Origin of the sequence: Streptomyces sp. NPDC091272 (assembly GCF_044757485.1) — a bacterium.
GTDB lineage: Bacteria > Actinomycetota > Actinomycetes > Streptomycetales > Streptomycetaceae > Streptomyces.
Genome location: NZ_JBIVVC010000021.1, coordinates 1 through 15,240, shown reverse-complemented (window position 1 = coordinate 15,240; position 15,240 = coordinate 1). Strand labels below are relative to the sequence as shown.

The 15,240-nt window shown below is 73.5% G+C and carries 6 protein-coding genes; 2 read left to right on the top strand and 4 right to left on the bottom strand.

Annotated elements, in window-relative coordinates; all coding sequences use genetic code 11:
- The first annotated feature begins 234 nt into the window (after positions 1-234).
- Positions 235-1,185: a nucleoside hydrolase gene (locus tag ACIQM4_RS34115; RefSeq protein ID WP_401599402.1), complete on the top strand. Its 951-nt coding sequence runs from the start codon at positions 235-237 to the stop codon at positions 1,183-1,185.
- Here the strand turns inward: ACIQM4_RS34115 and ACIQM4_RS34110 are convergent.
- From ACIQM4_RS34110 to ACIQM4_RS34095, 4 genes are all read right to left on the bottom strand, one after another.
- Entirely contained in the window at positions 1,172-1,951 is a 780-nt protein-coding gene (locus ACIQM4_RS34110) for an ABC transporter permease (protein WP_401599443.1), read from the bottom strand. The two genes, ACIQM4_RS34115 and ACIQM4_RS34110, sit on opposite strands and share 14 nt — an antisense overlap.
- Before the next feature lie 59 nt (positions 1,952-2,010).
- Complete coding sequence (locus ACIQM4_RS34105; RefSeq protein WP_401599400.1) at positions 2,011-3,084, bottom strand: ATP-binding cassette domain-containing protein; 1,074 nt, start codon at positions 3,082-3,084, stop codon at positions 2,011-2,013.
- Positions 3,085-3,179: 95 nt separating this feature from the next.
- On the bottom strand, positions 3,180-3,386 hold the full coding sequence (locus tag ACIQM4_RS34100) for an MbtH family protein (RefSeq protein ID WP_401599399.1): 207 nt from the start codon (positions 3,384-3,386) through the stop codon (positions 3,180-3,182).
- Positions 3,387-3,543: 157 nt separating this feature from the next.
- Positions 3,544-14,451, bottom strand: coding sequence for an amino acid adenylation domain-containing protein (locus ACIQM4_RS34095; protein WP_401599398.1), 10,908 nt, complete (start codon positions 14,449-14,451; stop codon positions 3,544-3,546).
- 340 nt (positions 14,452-14,791) lie between these two features.
- On the opposite strand from ACIQM4_RS34095, the gene ACIQM4_RS34090 reads away from it, so the two are divergent.
- A complete protein-coding gene (locus tag ACIQM4_RS34090; RefSeq protein ID WP_401599441.1) occupies positions 14,792-15,181 on the top strand; it encodes a hypothetical protein in 390 nt (129 codons plus the stop codon).
- The last annotated feature ends 59 nt before the right edge of the window (positions 15,182-15,240 follow it).

The following is a 15,240-nucleotide window of genomic DNA, read 5'->3' as shown; positions in this document are numbered from 1 at the left end:
AAAACTGGCCTTGATGTGAATGGCCGGAATCAATGCGCGCACGACTGAAACAGTTCACTTGACGTAAACCCGGCACTGAACTACCTGCCAACCACAGGGCACTGCTCACCGAATGTGCTGGAAGGAAAGTCCCCGGTTGCCCCGCATTCATGCCGCAGGACGTGTGATGAAAAAGAGCCGGGTCCGCAGGATCTGCCGGTGGACTCGTTCTGCCCCTCGTGGCATCTTCGTCGGATGGCGTACAAAATGTTCTTGGACTGCGACCCGGGCCTGGACGACGCTCTCGCCCTTCTGCTCGCCCACGGGGATCCTGAGATCGACCTCGTGGCGGTGACGGCCGTCAGCGGAAACGTGGGCCTGGCGGACACCATGAGGAACGCGCTGTCACTGCGCGAGTTCCTGGGGTTCCCCGGGGTCGAGGTCGCGGCCGGAGCCGCCGCTCCCCTGCTGCGGCAGCCGTTGCACGTTCCGCATCTGCACGGCGAGGGCGGGCTGGGGGCGCTCTCGCTTCCGGCGCCGAGACTCCCCCCGTCGCCGCGGCACGCCTCGGACCTGCTGATCGAGACGCTGCGCGCGAACCCCGGCGCGGTGCATCTGGTGGCCACGGGGCCCCTGACCAACATCGCCCTCGCCCTCGCGAAGGACCCGGGCATCGCCGAACTGGTCGCGTCCTTCACGGTGATGGGCGGATCCTTCAGCCGTGGCAACGTCACTCCGGCGGCGGAGTTCAACATCTTCGTCGATCCCGAGGCCGCGAAAATCGTCTTCGCTGCGGGCTGGGAGGTCACGATGGTGGGACTGGACCTGACCCGGCAGGCTCGCGCCACGCCCACGGTTCTGACCAGGTTCACCGAACTGGGAGATCTGGGCAAAGAGTTGGTGGTCCCGCTGGCCACGTACCTCGCGAAGCACGACAGTGTGGACGGTGGCGGCCAGATCCTGCACGACGTGTGCGCCGTCGCCTACGTGTCCCGCCCCGACCTGTTCTCCTCGCGCCGGGCGGGAGTGGACGTGGAGACGGCCGGCACCCTGACCGCGGGCATGACCGTGGTCGACTTCAGGTCGACCCGGCCCAACGCGGTGGTACCGACCACCTTGGACACGGACGGATTCTGGGACTACGTGACGGGGTGTTACGCGAACGTGGCGGCACGGTTCCCCGCCGACGGCCTCAGCCCAGCGTGATCCGCCGGAAGCGGGTCAGGGCAAGGAACATGAAGACGCAGGTGAGGGCGAGCGCCGAGAGCAGCGCGTACGGCAGTGCGTGCACGACCGGCCAGGCGTCACCCGCCGCGAGCCCGGCGGGCGAGGCGTTGCCGAACAGGTCACGGACGGCGGTGGCGGTGGCGGACACCGGGTTCCACTGCGCCACCGTCCGCAACGGCCCAGGCATGCTGTCCGTGGAGACGAACGCCGACGACACGAACGTGACCGGGAACAGCCAGATCAGCCCGGCGCTCTGGGCCACCTCCACGCTGCGCGCCATCAGCCCGATCGCCGCCCCCACCCACGACATGGCGAAGGCGAGGAGAAGGACGAGCAGATAGGCCAGCAGCGCGTCGAGGAACGTGGCGTCGATCCGCCAGCCGATGAGCAGACCGCACAGCGAGGTGACGGCGAGGGTCACCGCGCTCATCAGCAGGTCGGAGAGCGTACGTCCGAGCAGCACGGCCATTCTCGGCATGGGCAGCGAACGGAACCGGTCGATCATGCCCTTGTCCATGTCGTTGGCCAGCCCCAGGGCCGTGAACGCCGCGTTGAAGGTGACCGCCTGGGCGAAGATGCCTCCCATCAGGAAGGTGCGGTAGTCGTCACCGCCGAGACTGCCGCCGAACACGTAGGACAGCAGCAGTACGAACATCACGGGCTGCACCAGGGCCGCGATCAACGAACCCGGGGTGCGGCGGAGGTTGAGCAGGTTGCGCCAGGCGATGATGGCGCCGTACCGCATCAGCCCGGGTCCTGACGTCGATGCGTGGGTCACCGGGTGAACTCCCTCGGCGGCGTGGCTCATCGGGTGAACTCCCTCGGTTGCGCGCTGTCCGCGACGGGTGGCTGGGCGGTGTCCACGACGAGTGATTGCCCGGTGTCCGCGACGGGTGGCTGCCCGCCGTCCGCGACGAGTGGCTGCCCACCGTCGGGTCCCCCGGTGAGCGAGAGGAACGCGTCGTCCAGCGTGGGCGGGGCGAGCTGGACGTCGTGCACGGCGATCCGCGCCGACCTCAGCAGGCCGAGCGCGCGCTCCAGGGTGTACGCGCCGTGGTCGGTGGTGACCGTGCAACGGCCGGAGCGCCTGTCGAGGGCCGGACGGTGGGCGCCGAGCGAGCCCAGGATGTCGAGGGCTTCCGGGTGCGACCCGCTGTCGGGCACGGTCAGGCTCAGGCGTTCACCTCCGACCCTGGCCTTGAGTTCGGCGGCCGAGCCGCGCGCCACGACCCGGCCGTGCTCGATGACGACGATGCGGTGGGCGAGCTGGTCGGCCTCTTCGAGGTACTGGGTGGTGAGCAGCACGGTGGTGCCCTCGTCCACCAGGGCGCGCACGGCCGCCCAGGTGTCGGCCCGGCCTCGGGGGTCGAGGCCGGTGGTGGGCTCGTCGAGCACGACAACGGGGGGCCGCGCGACGAGCGCCCCGGCCAGGTCGAGCCGGCGGCGCATGCCACCGGAGTAGCCTCCGCACGGCCGGGAGGCGGCGTCCTCCAGGTCGAAGGCGCCGAGGAGTTCGGCCGCCCTGCGCCTGGCGGCGCGCCGGCTCATTCCGTACAGCCTGGCGACCAGGTAGAGGTTCTCGTGGCCGGTGAGTTTGTCGTCGACGGCCGCGTACTGGCCGGAGAGGCCGAGGTTCCTGCGTACCCCTTCCGGGTCGCGCAGGACGTCCTTCCCTGCCACCCAGGCGCGCCCCGCGTCGGGGCGCAGCAGGGTGGAGAGGACGCGGACCGTGGTGGTCTTGCCCGCGCCGTTGGGGCCCAGCACGCCGAGCACCGTGCCGGGCTCCGCCTCCAGGTCGACGCCGGCGAGGGCGGTTCGGCCGCCGAAGGCCTTGGTGAGGCCTTCGGCACGCAGGGCATGGCGCGCTCGCTCGGCCATGGGGTCCTTCCTTCGAGGGGGCGTGGGTGTCGGTCGTGCGCCGGCCAGGGGCGGGATGCGGGCAGGTCCGGTGGTGCTGCCGGGCCCGGCGCCGTTCAGGAGACGGCGACGCGGGCGCTGAGCGGGGTGAGGTCGGTCCAGTTCTCGTCGACGTAGGCGAGGCAGTCGGCCTGTGCGGCCGGCCCGTACACGTCCTTCCAGCCGGCGGGCACGACGGCGAACGAGGGCCACAGTGCGTGCTGTCCCTCGTCGTTGACGACGACGCGGTGTTCGGTCCTGGGGTCGTCGAAGGGGTTGGTCATGACGGTGCTCCTCTGGTGGCTGTGCGCGGATGGTGCGGGTGTCCGGGCGGGTCCCGCCCCGTGCGGTCGCTCAGTTGCTGCCGTGCCGGGCGTCGGGCGGGATGCCCGTGCGATCAGTTGCTGCCGTGCCGGGCGTCCGGCGGGTCCGCCCGTGCGGTCAGTGGCCGCGGTGGCCCGGTGGGTGTGTCCGGTCGAGCGCGCGCAGGGCGTCTGCCACGGCGGGACCGATCTGCTCCCTGGCCGCCGGTGACATCAACTGCGCGTGTGCGTACGGCACTTCGTGCACGTCGATCGTCCCGTCGACGTACGGGTCCCACAGCCGGATGCTGAAGGCGTCCCGCGGGCGTCCCTCGACGGCTTCGAAGAACAGCACCCGGCCGTGGAAGACGCGGGGTGTGTAGGCGCGCATCAGGCGTGCCTGGCCCGCGAAGTTGTCGACCATCGCGTCGATGGTCCGCGGCTCCAGGCTGCCCAGGGGGCTGCCGGCGTCACGGAACGCGTCGCGCACCGACGCCGCCTCGACCGGGCGGCTCGCGTCGAGGGTGTCGTCGCCGACACCGAGGTTGGCGAGCAGCGCGCGGAAGACGGTGTCGCGGGGCGCCGCGTCGAGGTCGTCGCGCGGTGCCACCGGGAACGCGTCCAGGATCGTCAGCAGCGCCACCTCCTGGCCGGCCTCCTGGAGCTGGACGGCGATCTCCTGGACGACGTTGCCGCCGAAGGACCAGCCGAGCAGGTGGTACGGGCCGTCCGGCTGGACCGCGCGGAGTTCGGCCAGGTAGCGGGCGGCCATCGCCTCGATACTGTCCGGGAAGGCGCCGGTCCCGTCGAGGTTCGGTGTCTGGAGTCCGTACAGCGGCCGGCCCCGCTCCAGGTGCGGCAGGAGTCCCGCGTACGCCCAGGCCAGTCCCCCCGCGGGGTGGACGCAGAACAGCGGCGGCAGGTCGCCCGCCGTGCGCAGCGGCAGCAGGGTGGCGAGCGGGTTGTCCTGGGTGCCGTCGGCCAGCCGTGCCGCGAGGGCGGCGACGGTCGGCGCCTCGAAGAGGGTACGGATGCTGATCTCGACGCCGAGGGCGCCACGCAGGCCGCCGATCAGGCGGGTCGCGAGGAGCGAGTGGCCGCCCAGGGCGAAGAAGTCGTCGTCGATGGTGACGCGTTCGACGCCGAGGGCCTGGGCGAAGAGGCCGCACAGGACGTCCTCGCGCGGGTTGCGGGCCGTCCGGCCGCCGGTCCCGGTGGGTGCGGGCTCCGGCTCGGGCAGTGCCCTGCGGTCGACCTTCCCGCCGGCGGTCAAGGGGAGCGCCGCCAGGGTCCGGAAGACGGCGGGCACCATGTACGCGGGCAGGTGGCTCGCGGTGTGCTCGCGCAGTGCGGTCAGGTCGTCGGCATCGAGCGGGTTCACCGGTACGACGTGGGCCACGAGCCGGGTGCCTGCCGGTCCTTCGTGGGCGGTCACCGCGCACTCGGCGACCGACGGGTGTGCGGCGACGACGGCGGCCGTCTCGTCGGGTTCCACCCGGAAGCCGCGCACCTTGATCTGGCCGTCGGCGCGTCCTGCGAACTCCAGCTCCCCGTCGGCGGCCCGGCGCGCCCGGTCCCCGGTGCGGTACATCCGTCCGCCCGGCGGCCCGTACGGGTCGGGTACGAAGGCACGGGCACTCTCGCCGGGCCGGGCGTGGTAGCCGAGGGCGAGGCTGTCGCCCGCGAGGTAGAGGTCCCCGGTGACACCCTGCGGCACCGGACGCAGCGCGGCGTCGAGCAGCAGGACCCTGGTGCCGGTGACCGGGCTGCCGAGCACGGGGCGGTCGGCAGCGTCGAGCGGGCCGACGAGGGTGTCCACGGTGGCCTCGGTCGGGCCGTAGAAGTTCCAGCAGCGGACGCCGGGGGCGCGGCGCAGGGTGTGCCACAGGTCGGTGGGAACGGCTTCGCCGCCGAGGACGACGACGGACGGGCGGTGCGGTGCGTCGTGCGCGAGGAGGCCCCCTTCGAGGAGTTGACGGACGTGGGTGGGGGTGGACTCCAGGACGTCCAGGCGCCGTTCCCTGACGTGGTCGACGAGGGCTTCGGGGTCCCGGCGGGTCGTGTCGTCGACGAGGTGCAGTTCGTGCCCGTCGACCATCCACAGGACCGGGTCCCAGGAGGCGTCGAAGGACAGGGCCGTGGTGAGGGCGACCCGCAGCCTGGCCCGCCCCGCCGCGCGCACGGCGGGGGCGAACACGTGCTGCCGGTGGTGGTCGAGGAGCCGGGCCAGGGACCTGTGCCCGACCACCACGCCCTTGGGCCTTCCGGTGGAGCCGGAGGTGTGGATGAGATAGGCGGGCGACTGCCCGTCCCGCGCCTGCGGGGGTACGGGCGTGTCCCGCGCCTGCGCAGGTACGGGCGTGTCCCACGCCTGCCCAGGTACGGGCGTCTCCCGCGCCTGCCCAGGTACGAGCGCATCCCGCGCCTGCGAGGGTACGGACGTGTCCCGCGCCGCCTCGGGCCCGGGGTAACCCGGCGATGCGGCCGTCAGGGCCTCCCCGGCGGCGTCCCCTTCGAGGTTGACGTGTGTCCAGAGGGCCGGCACGCGTGCGTCCGTGGCGTTCGCCGTCAGGACCACGCGTGGAGCGGCGTCCGCCAGGACGCTGTCGACGCGGCCCTGTGGCAGGCTCGGGTCCACGGCCGTGTACACCGCGCCCCGCTTGAGGACGCCGAGCAGGGCGGCGATCGAGTCGGTGGAGCGCGGCAGCAGTACCGCGACCCGGTCGCCCGGTGTGACGCCGGTGGTGGCGAGGAGCGCGGCGATCCGGTCGGAGCGGCTGTCGAGCGCGGCGAAGGACAGCTGTCCATCGGGGGCCCGGACCGCGATGTCGCTGCTGCGGGACGCGGCGACCGTGGCCGCGAAGCGCTCCAGGAGCGAGGGCGGTTCGCCGGCCGCCCGGGGGCCCGCACCGAGCGCGAGCAGCCCGGCTTCCTCCTCGTCGCTCAGGAGCGGCAGGTCCCGGACGGGCGCGCCGGGCCGTTCGGCGGCGAGGACGAGAAGCCTGCCGAACCAGTCGGCGATGCGGCGTGCGGTGGACTCCTCGAAGAGGTCCCGGTTGAACTCCAGGGTGCCGTCGAGCCGCGCCGCGATCGCGTCGGCTGCCGGGGCCGGAAGCTCGTGGCCGGAACCGGCCGGCCGCGCGGCGTCTCCCGCGCCGGGAGCGTCCTTCGACGGCGCGCCCGTGGGCGCGCTCTCCTGGACGCTGAAGGACAGGTCGAACTTGGCACCCCCGGTGCCGACGCCCTCCAACCTGGCCTGCAAACCGGGAAGTTCGAGCTGTGGGGCGCGGGTGTTGTTGAGCGCGAGCATGACCTGGAACATCGGGTGACGGGCCAGGGAGCGCGCGGGCCGCAGTTCCTCGACCAGTCGCTCGAAGGGCAGCTCCTGGTGGGCGTACGCGGCGAGGTCCGTCTCGCGTACCCGGTCGAGCAGTTCCCGGAAGGTGGGCTCGCCGGTGAGCCGCACGCGCAGCGCGAGGGTGTTGACGAAGAAGCCGACGAGCCCGTCCAGCGCCTCGTCGGTGCGGCCGGCGACCGGGGTGCCCACGGTGATGTCGTCGTCACCGCCGATGCGGCCGAGCAGGACGGCCAGCGCGGCGTGCAGCACCATGAAGGGCGTGGTGGAGGTCGCCTTGGCCAGCGCGGCGACGGCGGCGCCCGCCGTCGCGGGGAGCCGCAGCGGCACGCTCCCGCCGCGCCCGCCAGGCGTGGTGGGCCTCGGCCGGTCCGCGGGCAGCGCCGTCTCCTCCGGTAGGTCCGCCAACTGGGACGACCAGTAGGCGAGTTGACGCTGCGCCAGCGAGTCCGGGCGGCCCGGGCCGCCGAGCAGGTCGCGCTGCCACAGCGTGTAGTCGACGTACTGGACCGGCAGCGGCTCCCAGTGCGGCGCGCGATCGGACCGCCGCGCGGCGTAGGCACCGGCCAGGTCCTGGGCCAGCGGGCCCATCGACCAGCCGTCAGCCGCGATGTGATGGACCGTCACAAGCAGGGTGTGGTGGGCGTCGTCGTGCCGGAAGAGGTGGGCGCGCAGCGGGATCCGGCGGGTCAGGTCGAAGGGCCCGGCGGCTGCTGCGCGTACGGCATCGGCCAGCTCCCGCTCGGCCACCTGCGTCACCGGCAGGTCGGGGCGCGCGTCACCGGGGTCCAGGACGTCCTGGCAGGGCTCGCCGGACTCGTCCTGTCCCATGAGGGTGCGCAGGCTCTCGTGCCGGGTGACGACGTCGGCGAGCGCGCCGCGCAGCGCCCCTTCGTCGAGGGCGCCGCGCAGTCGTACGGCCACGGAGATGTGGTACGCGTCGGACGCCGGGTCGAGCTGGTGCAGGAACCACAGCCGCCGCTGCGCGGGCGAGAGCGGCGGGTGTACGGGGCGTTCGGCGCGACGCAGCGCGGGGTGCGCGGTGGCGGCGTCGGCCAGCCGCTGTGCGAGGGCGGCCGGGGTGGTGTTCTCGAAGAGCGCACGGACGGGCAGTTCGACGCCGAACGCGGCCCGTATCCGGCCGATCAGCCGGGTGGCGAGCAGCGAGTGACCGCCCAGCTCGAAGAAGTCGTCGGTGCGTGCGACGCGCTCGTGGCCGAGGCTGTCGGCGAACAGGGCGCACAGGATCTCCTCCTGCGCGCTGTGCGGTGTGTCCTCGGTTTCCCGGTCGCGGGCCACGGACTCGGACGGGGTCTCCGCCAGCGCGTCGAAGTCGACCTTTCCGTGCACGGTGAGCGGCAGCTCGGGCACCGCCACCACGGCCGCGGGCACCATGTACGCGGGCAGCCGGGCGGCGACGAGCGCCCGCAGCTCGCGGGGGTCCTGGCGGCCCGCGTCGGCGGGCACCACCCAGGCGACGAGCCGGCCAGCGCCGTCCGGGCCCCGGCGTACCGCGGCGGCGGCCCGGCGGACACCGGGGTGGGCGGTCAGGGCTGCGACGACCTCCCCGGTCTCCACCCGGAAGCCGCGCACCTTCACCTGGCCGTCGGCGCGTCCGACGAATTCGAGGCGGCCGGCCCGCTGCCGTACGAGATCCCCCGTGCGGTACATGCGCTCCCCCGGCTGCCCGAACGGGTCGGGCAGGAACCGCGCGGCGGTCGCCCCGGACCGGCGGTCGTAGCCGCGGGCCAGTGCGGGCCCGGTGAGGTGGAGCTCGCCGGTGACACCGGGGGCCACCGGCCGCAGCCGTGCGTCCAGGACCCGGGCGCGGGTGCCCCTGACGGGCCGGCCCAGGTGCGGTGCCGTGCCGGGGCGCAGTCGGGCGGTCAGGGTGTCGACGGTGGCCTCGGTGGGGCCGTAGAGGTTCCACACGGCGACGTCGTCGAGCGCCGCGAGTTCACGCCACAGCGACTCCCCGACGGCCTCGCCGCCCAGGGCGAGCACGCGCGGCCGGGGCCGCCCCGGGGCGAACAGGCCGCAGGCGCGGAGCTGTTCGAGGAAGGAGGGGGTGGTCTCCAGGACGTCGACGGACCGTGCGTGCAGCAGGGCGGTGAGCGCCTCGGGGTCGCGTCGGGTGACGTCGTCCACCAGATGGAGCTCGTGTCCCGCGAGCATCCACAGGAGCGGGTCCCACGACGCGTCGAAGGTCATCGCCGCGGTGAGGGCGACACGCAGCGGGACACCGTTGCTGTCGGCCTCCGCGGGGCCGATGAGCTGCTCGTGGTGTGCGGTGAGCAGGTTGGCGAGGCTGTGGTGTTCGACGACGACACCCTTGGGCACCCCGGTGGAACCCGAGGTGTGGAGCACGTAGGCCGCGTCGCGCGGACGGGGAGGGCCGGGCGCTACCCCCGCTGCTCCTGACCCCCGAAGGTCCGGATCGTCGAGGCACAACGCGTCACCGGCGTAAGGGAGTTCGTTGCGCAGCGCGGTGGTGGTGAGCAGCATCCGGGGTGCGGACGACTCCAGGATGAGCGCGTTGCGGGAGCGGGGGTGTGTGGCGTCCAGCGGTACCAGGACGGCTCCGGCGCGCAGGACGCCGAGGAGCGCGGTGATCTGGAGTGTGGTGCGGGGCAGTGCGACAGCCACCCGGTCGCCGTGCCGTACGCCGTGCGCGTGCAGGACCGACGCCCAGTGCAGGGCCTGCCGGGCGACCTCGCCGAAGGTGAGCGTCGCGTCGTCGGCGACCACGGCGGTGCGGCCGGGCGCGGCGGCGGCCACGGCGTCGAGGGCGTGCACGACGGTGGGGTGCTCGGGCGCGCCGGGAACGGCGGTCACGGAGCCCGCCTGCGGGGCCTGTGCACCGGCGGCGGGCAGCGCGGCGCCCGCCAGGGTGCGCACCTCGACGCCCGCCGGGGGGAGTGCGTCGGCCTCCCCCAGCGCGAGAGCCGTCTCCCGCTCCGTGAGGAAGTCGGCGTCGGTGAAAGGCTGTTGCGGGTCACGCAGCAGCTGCTCCAGCAGCCGGACGAAGTGTGCGGCGTACCGCTGGGCGGTGGCGCGGTCGAAGAGGTCCTCGCTGAACTCCAGCTCACCGGTGATGCCTCGCGCGCCACCCTTGTCGTCGTGCTGTTCGGTGAGGTCCCAGGTGAGGTCGAACTTCGCGTCGCCGCGTCCGACGGACGCCTCATGGCTGACGGAGAGGCCCGGCAGTTCGGGCTGTGGCGCCGGGGCGTTGTTCAGGCTGAGCATGACCTGGAACAGCGGGTGGCGGGAGAACGAGCGCGCCGGCGCGAGCTCCTCGACGATCCGCTCGAAGGGCAGGTCCTGGTGCGCGTACGCCCGCAGGTCGCCGTCGCGCACCCGGGCGAGCAGTTCCCCGAACCCGGGCGCGCCCGAGGTGTCGGTGCGCAGGACGAGCGTGTTGACGAAGAACCCGACCACCTCGGTGAGTTGGGGGTCGTCCCGTCCGGCGACCGGCGTGCCGATCGCCACGTCGTCGCCCGCACCCAACCGGGACATCAGAGCGGCGAGCGCCGTGTGCAGGACCATGAAGGCGCTGGCGCCGGACGCGGCAGCCAGCCGCAGGAGCTCCCGGTGCAGGTGCGGGGGCACCTCGAAGCCGACGCGACCGCCCCGGCCGGTGGGACGCGCCGGACGGGCCCGGTCCGTGGGGAAGGTCAGCTCGGCGGGCAGCGCGCGCAGTTCGGCTGTCCAGTAGGCCAGTTGGCGGTGCGCGGGGGTGTCTGCCGCGCCGGGGTCGCCGAGCAGCTCCCGTACGTGCAGGGTGTGGTCGGCGTACTGGACCGGCAGCGGCGCCAGGCCGGGTGCGGCGCCGCGCAGACGGGCGGTGTACGCCTCGGCCAGGTCGTGCAGCAGAGGGCGCATGGACCAGCCGTCGACCGCGATGTGGTGGAGGGTGAGCAGCAGTACGTGCTCCTGCGGGGCCCGACTGAACAGCCTTGCTCGTAGCGGTAGTTCCCGCGCGAGGTCGAAGGGCCGGGGGTCCGGGGCGGCCGTGGCCGTCGTCCCCGTCTCGACCTCCAGGAGCTCCGCGGCGCTCTCCGCTGCGAGCACGTACTGCCGGGGCCCGTCCTCGTCCTCGGGGAACACCGTGCGCAGGCTTTCGTGACGTCGTACGAGGTCGCGCAGGGCGGCCGTCAGGGCGGCGCGGTCGAGGTCGCCGCACAGGCGCAGCGCCACCGGCAGGTGATAGGCGGTGCCCGCCTCCCCCATCTTTTCCAGCAGCCAGAGCCGTTGCTGGCCGAACGAGAGCGGAAGCCGCTCGGGACGCGGGCGTACGACGCGGATCGCGGGCCGGGCAGGAGCCGCGTCGTCCAGTCGGGGCAGCAGGCCCGCGGGGGTGGGGGCCTCGAAGAGCGCGCGGATGCCGATCTCGACGCCGAAGCTGTCGCGGACGAGGCCCACCAGGGCGTTCGCGAGGAGGGAATGGCCGCCCAGCAGGAAGAAGCTGTCGTCCCGGCCGACCCGGGCCATGCCGAGGCACTGGGCGAAGAGGGCGCACAGGCGCGCCTCCCGCGGCGTGCGCGGCTCGCCGCCGTCCGAGGCGAGAGGCAGGGCAGGTGGCAGCTGTCCGGTGTCGAGCTTGCCGTTCGGGGTCAGCGGCAGCCGGGGTACGACCGCGTAGGCGGTGGGCACCATGTACTCGGGTACCGCCCCTGCCAGTACCGCGCGCAGGGCGACCAGGTCGAGGGCCCGGCCGGGGGTGTCGGGCACGAGGTAGGCGGCGAGCCGCTGCACCGGCGCGACGTCCGGGGACGCGGCGGGTCCTGGCGGCCCCGCGGACCCCACCGTCGTGACGGCGGCCTCGGCGACTCCCGGCTGGGCGCGCAGTACCGCCTCGATCTCGCCGACCTCGACCCGGTGGCCGCGTACCTTGATCTGCTGGTCGCTGCGGCCGACGAACTCCAGGTCGCCCGCCTCGTTCCAGCGCGCCAGGTCGCCCGTCCGGTACATCCGCGCGCCCGGTGCCCCGTACGGGTCGGGCAGGAACCGTCCCGCGGTGAGCCCGGTCCTGCCGTGGTAGCCGCGGGCCACTCCCCTGCCCGACAGATAGAGCTCTCCCACCATGCCGTGCGGTTGCGGCTGGAGGGCGGAGTCGAGCACATGGGCCCGCGCCCCCGCGACAGGGCGGCCCACGACGGGGCCGTCGCCGGTGACGCGCGCGGTGACGGCGTCGACGGTCGCCTCCGTGGGACCGTAGTAGTTGAACACCAACAAGTCGCTCTGGTCCGCGAGTTCACGCCACAGGTCGTCGTCCACCGGCTCGCCGCCGAGGGCGATGACGCGGGGCCGGTGCCCCTCGCCGGATCGCAGGCCCGCGCTCAGCAGCTGCCTGAGATAGGTGGGGGTGGTCTCGATCACGTCGATCCGCTGCCGCCCGAGGAACTCCACCAGCGCCCGCGGGTCGCGGCGGGTGTCGTCGTCCACGACGTGCAGTTCGTGCCCTGCGATCATCCACAGCAGCGGGTCCCAGGAGGCGTCGAAGGACATGGCCGCGGTGAGGGCCACCCGCAGACCGCGTTCCAGGGTCTGCCCGGCCAGCGCGCTCTCGGCCAGGGCGTGTGCCTCGCGGCGGTGGTGGGCGAGCAGGTTGCTCAGCGAACGGTGCTCGACGACCACGCCCTTGGGGCGCCCCGTGGAGCCCGAGGTGTAGATGACGTACGCGGCGTCCCGCGGTTCGGGCCCCGGCCCGCCGCCGCGCACACTACTTGCCTGCGCACGGCGGGCGGGCGCGTGGCGGGCGGGTGCGCGGCGGGCAGGCGGGTGGGCTGCCGGGTCCGCGGGGTCGACCCGGGGCAGCCGCCCGTCCGGGTCGACCAGGGGCGCGGTGTCCGCGCCCGCCACGAGCGCGATCGGCGCGGAGTCCGCGATCATGTGGGCGATACGCGCGGCCGGGTAGGACGGGTCGACCGGCACATAGGCGGCTCCGGTGCGCAGCACTGCCAGCAGCGCCACCACGAGGCCGGTGGAGCGCCGCAGCCCGACCGCCACCCGGGTCCCCGGCCCCGCCCCCAGACCGGCCAGCTCCTCGGCCAGGGCCGCCACCCGCGCGTCGAGTGCGCCGAAGGTGAGCCGTACGTCCCCGCTGACGACCGCGGTGCGCGCGGGGGTACGCAGGACCTGCCGGGAGAACTGGGCGCAGACGGTCAGGTCGGCGTCCTCGTCCGTACCGACTGCCTGGGACGCGGAGATCTGCTCCCGCACGGAGGCCTGCTCCCGCGCAGGGGCGTGCTCCCGCGCCGGGGCCTGCTCCCGCGCCGGGGCCTGCTCCCGCGCCGGGGCCTGATCCTGCGCGGCGGCGCGCTCCTGCCCGGTGTCCACGAGCTGGAGCGCGCCGACCGGCCGGCCGGGGTCGGCGGCGAACGCCCGGAGCAGGCCGAGGATCCGTGCGTGATGACCCCGCAGCCCGGCCGCGGTGTGGGCCTCCGGGTTGCCGAGCAGATCGACGTGCAGACCCCCGTCCGCGGCAGAGGCGTGCACGCTCAGGGTCATGTCCTCGACAGGGCCCAGCGAGAGGTAGTGCAGGGTCGCACGGTAGGGGCCGAACGGCAGTGCCCCGTCGAAGGCCAGGACGTTGACGGCCGGCCCGGTCAGCCGCTGCTCGGGAGAGGTGAGCCCGGCGTCGTTGCGCAGGGCGTCGAGGGGGTGCCGCTGGTGCTTGAGGGCCGCACGGGCGGAGCCGGAGATCCGTTTCGCGAGGCCGGCCACCGTGTCGGAGGGCGAGACCGCCACCCGTAGGGGCAGTACCTGCGAGAGCATCGCGGGAGTCGCGCGGGCGAGCGGGGTGCGCCGGGCGGTGACCGGGAGCCCGAGGACGACTTCACCGAGTCCGCGTACCCGGTGCAGGTAGACGGCCTGGGCCGCCATGAACAGGGTCGGCCAGGCCACCCCGGCGCGTTTCGCCGCAGCGCGCAGCCGGTCGCTCTCCGCGGCACCGAGGAAGTGACGTACCGCCAGGAATCCGTGTCCGGGTCGCGCGGGGGCCTCGGTGACGCCGACCGCGGCCGGGACGCCGGCGAGCTGGTGCGCCCAGTAGCTCCGGTCCTCCTGGCTCTGCGCGGAGGACCGGTAGGCGATGTCCTCGGCCACCAGGGGCGCCAGGGGCAGGTCACGGGCGGACGGCGACGGGACGTCCGCCCGGGGCAGCGCCGCGTCGTCGGCCGCGCGCACCGAGCCTCGCGTGTACAGGTCCGCTATCCGGTTCAGTGCCAGCGCTGCGCCGTAGCCGTCGAGGGCCAGGTGGTGCACCTGCTGGTGGAAGAGGTGCCGGTCGGGCGCCAGCCGGTAGAGGGTCATGTGGATCAGGGGCCCGGTGGTGAGGTCCGCCGCGACCGCGAGCTGGGCGTTCATGCGGCCGAGGGCTTCGCCGCGCGGATCCGGGCACCCCGTCAGGTCGACCAGGGGCACCTCGATGTCGCACTCAGGTGCCACGCTCTGGAACGGCCGGCCGTCCCGCTCACCGAAAGTGAGCCGCAACGCCTCCATCTCCGCCGCAGCCTGACACACCGCCGCCCGCAGGAGACCGACGTCCACCGGCCCCGGTATCTCGGCGAACTCCGCCACGTTGTACGACGGGTTGCCGGGGTCGAGCTGCTGCGCGAACCACAGGCCCTGTTGAGCCGCGGTCAGGGCGAGGGTCTGCGGCTGGTCGCTTCCGGACGGGGCGTGGGTCACGCGTGTTCACCTCGGTGATGGATCCTCCGGACGGCCGAGGGGTCCGGTACGTCCGCCTGATTCGGCTTCGGTTCCGGGTGCAAAGGCTGTGCACGCCTTTCGGCCATGCCCGGTCTCCCCTCTGGCTCGTTCCTCAGCAAATCGCTGTGTACACAAGGGGTTCGAAGACACTCACGCCCCGGATTGCTCGTGTGACCCACAACACACGCAGATATGGGAGATTCACAACTGCACAATGGGAGGAACGAGTTGCTCCTCCTCATGACCAATCCGCCGGTGACACGGCGCCGAATGCCAGTCCGAACAGCCTTGTCCAGCGAGATCAGGAGACAACGTGAAGATGCTTCGACTCACCGCTCGCCTCGGCGCCGTGACGGCGGCGGCCGGAATGGTGCTCATATCGGGTGCGGCGACGGCCGGCGCGGCGCCGACGGACCCGGCCGGAACAAGGCCGACGACCTCTGCCGCGGCCAACTCCCCGGACCGGCAGGCAGTCACCGTCCGCCAGGCACCCCCGGACCGCCAGGCACCCACCGGCCGCCAGGCACTCCCGGACCGTCAAGCGCCCCCCGCCCGTCAGGCGCTCTGGAACTACCGCGGGGTACAGGGCGGCAACCTGTGCCTGCTGTCCCGCTGCACCGTGGGCAGCGGGACAGCAGGCAGCCAGGGCCCGAGCAACACACAGGGCTTCAATCTGTGCCTGCTGTCGGCGTGCGACGTCCGCCCCTGACGGTCGTGCACGTGCCACCAGGCTCGGGGAGCGCCCCGTACGCCGTCTGAACCGTCTGG

Coding starts and splice junctions, on each gene's coding strand:
- ACIQM4_RS34100 (WP_401599399.1), bottom strand. CDS start 3,386: ATGACCAACCCCTTCGACGACCCCAGGACCGAACACCGCGTCGTCGTC.
- ACIQM4_RS34090 (WP_401599441.1), top strand. CDS start 14,792: ATGCTTCGACTCACCGCTCGCCTCGGCGCCGTGACGGCGGCGGCCGGA.
- ACIQM4_RS34105 (WP_401599400.1), bottom strand. CDS start 3,084: ATGGCCGAGCGAGCGCGCCATGCCCTGCGTGCCGAAGGCCTCACCAAG.
- ACIQM4_RS34110 (WP_401599443.1), bottom strand. CDS start 1,951: ATGCGGTACGGCGCCATCATCGCCTGGCGCAACCTGCTCAACCTCCGC.
- ACIQM4_RS34115 (WP_401599402.1), top strand. CDS start 235: ATGGCGTACAAAATGTTCTTGGACTGCGACCCGGGCCTGGACGACGCT.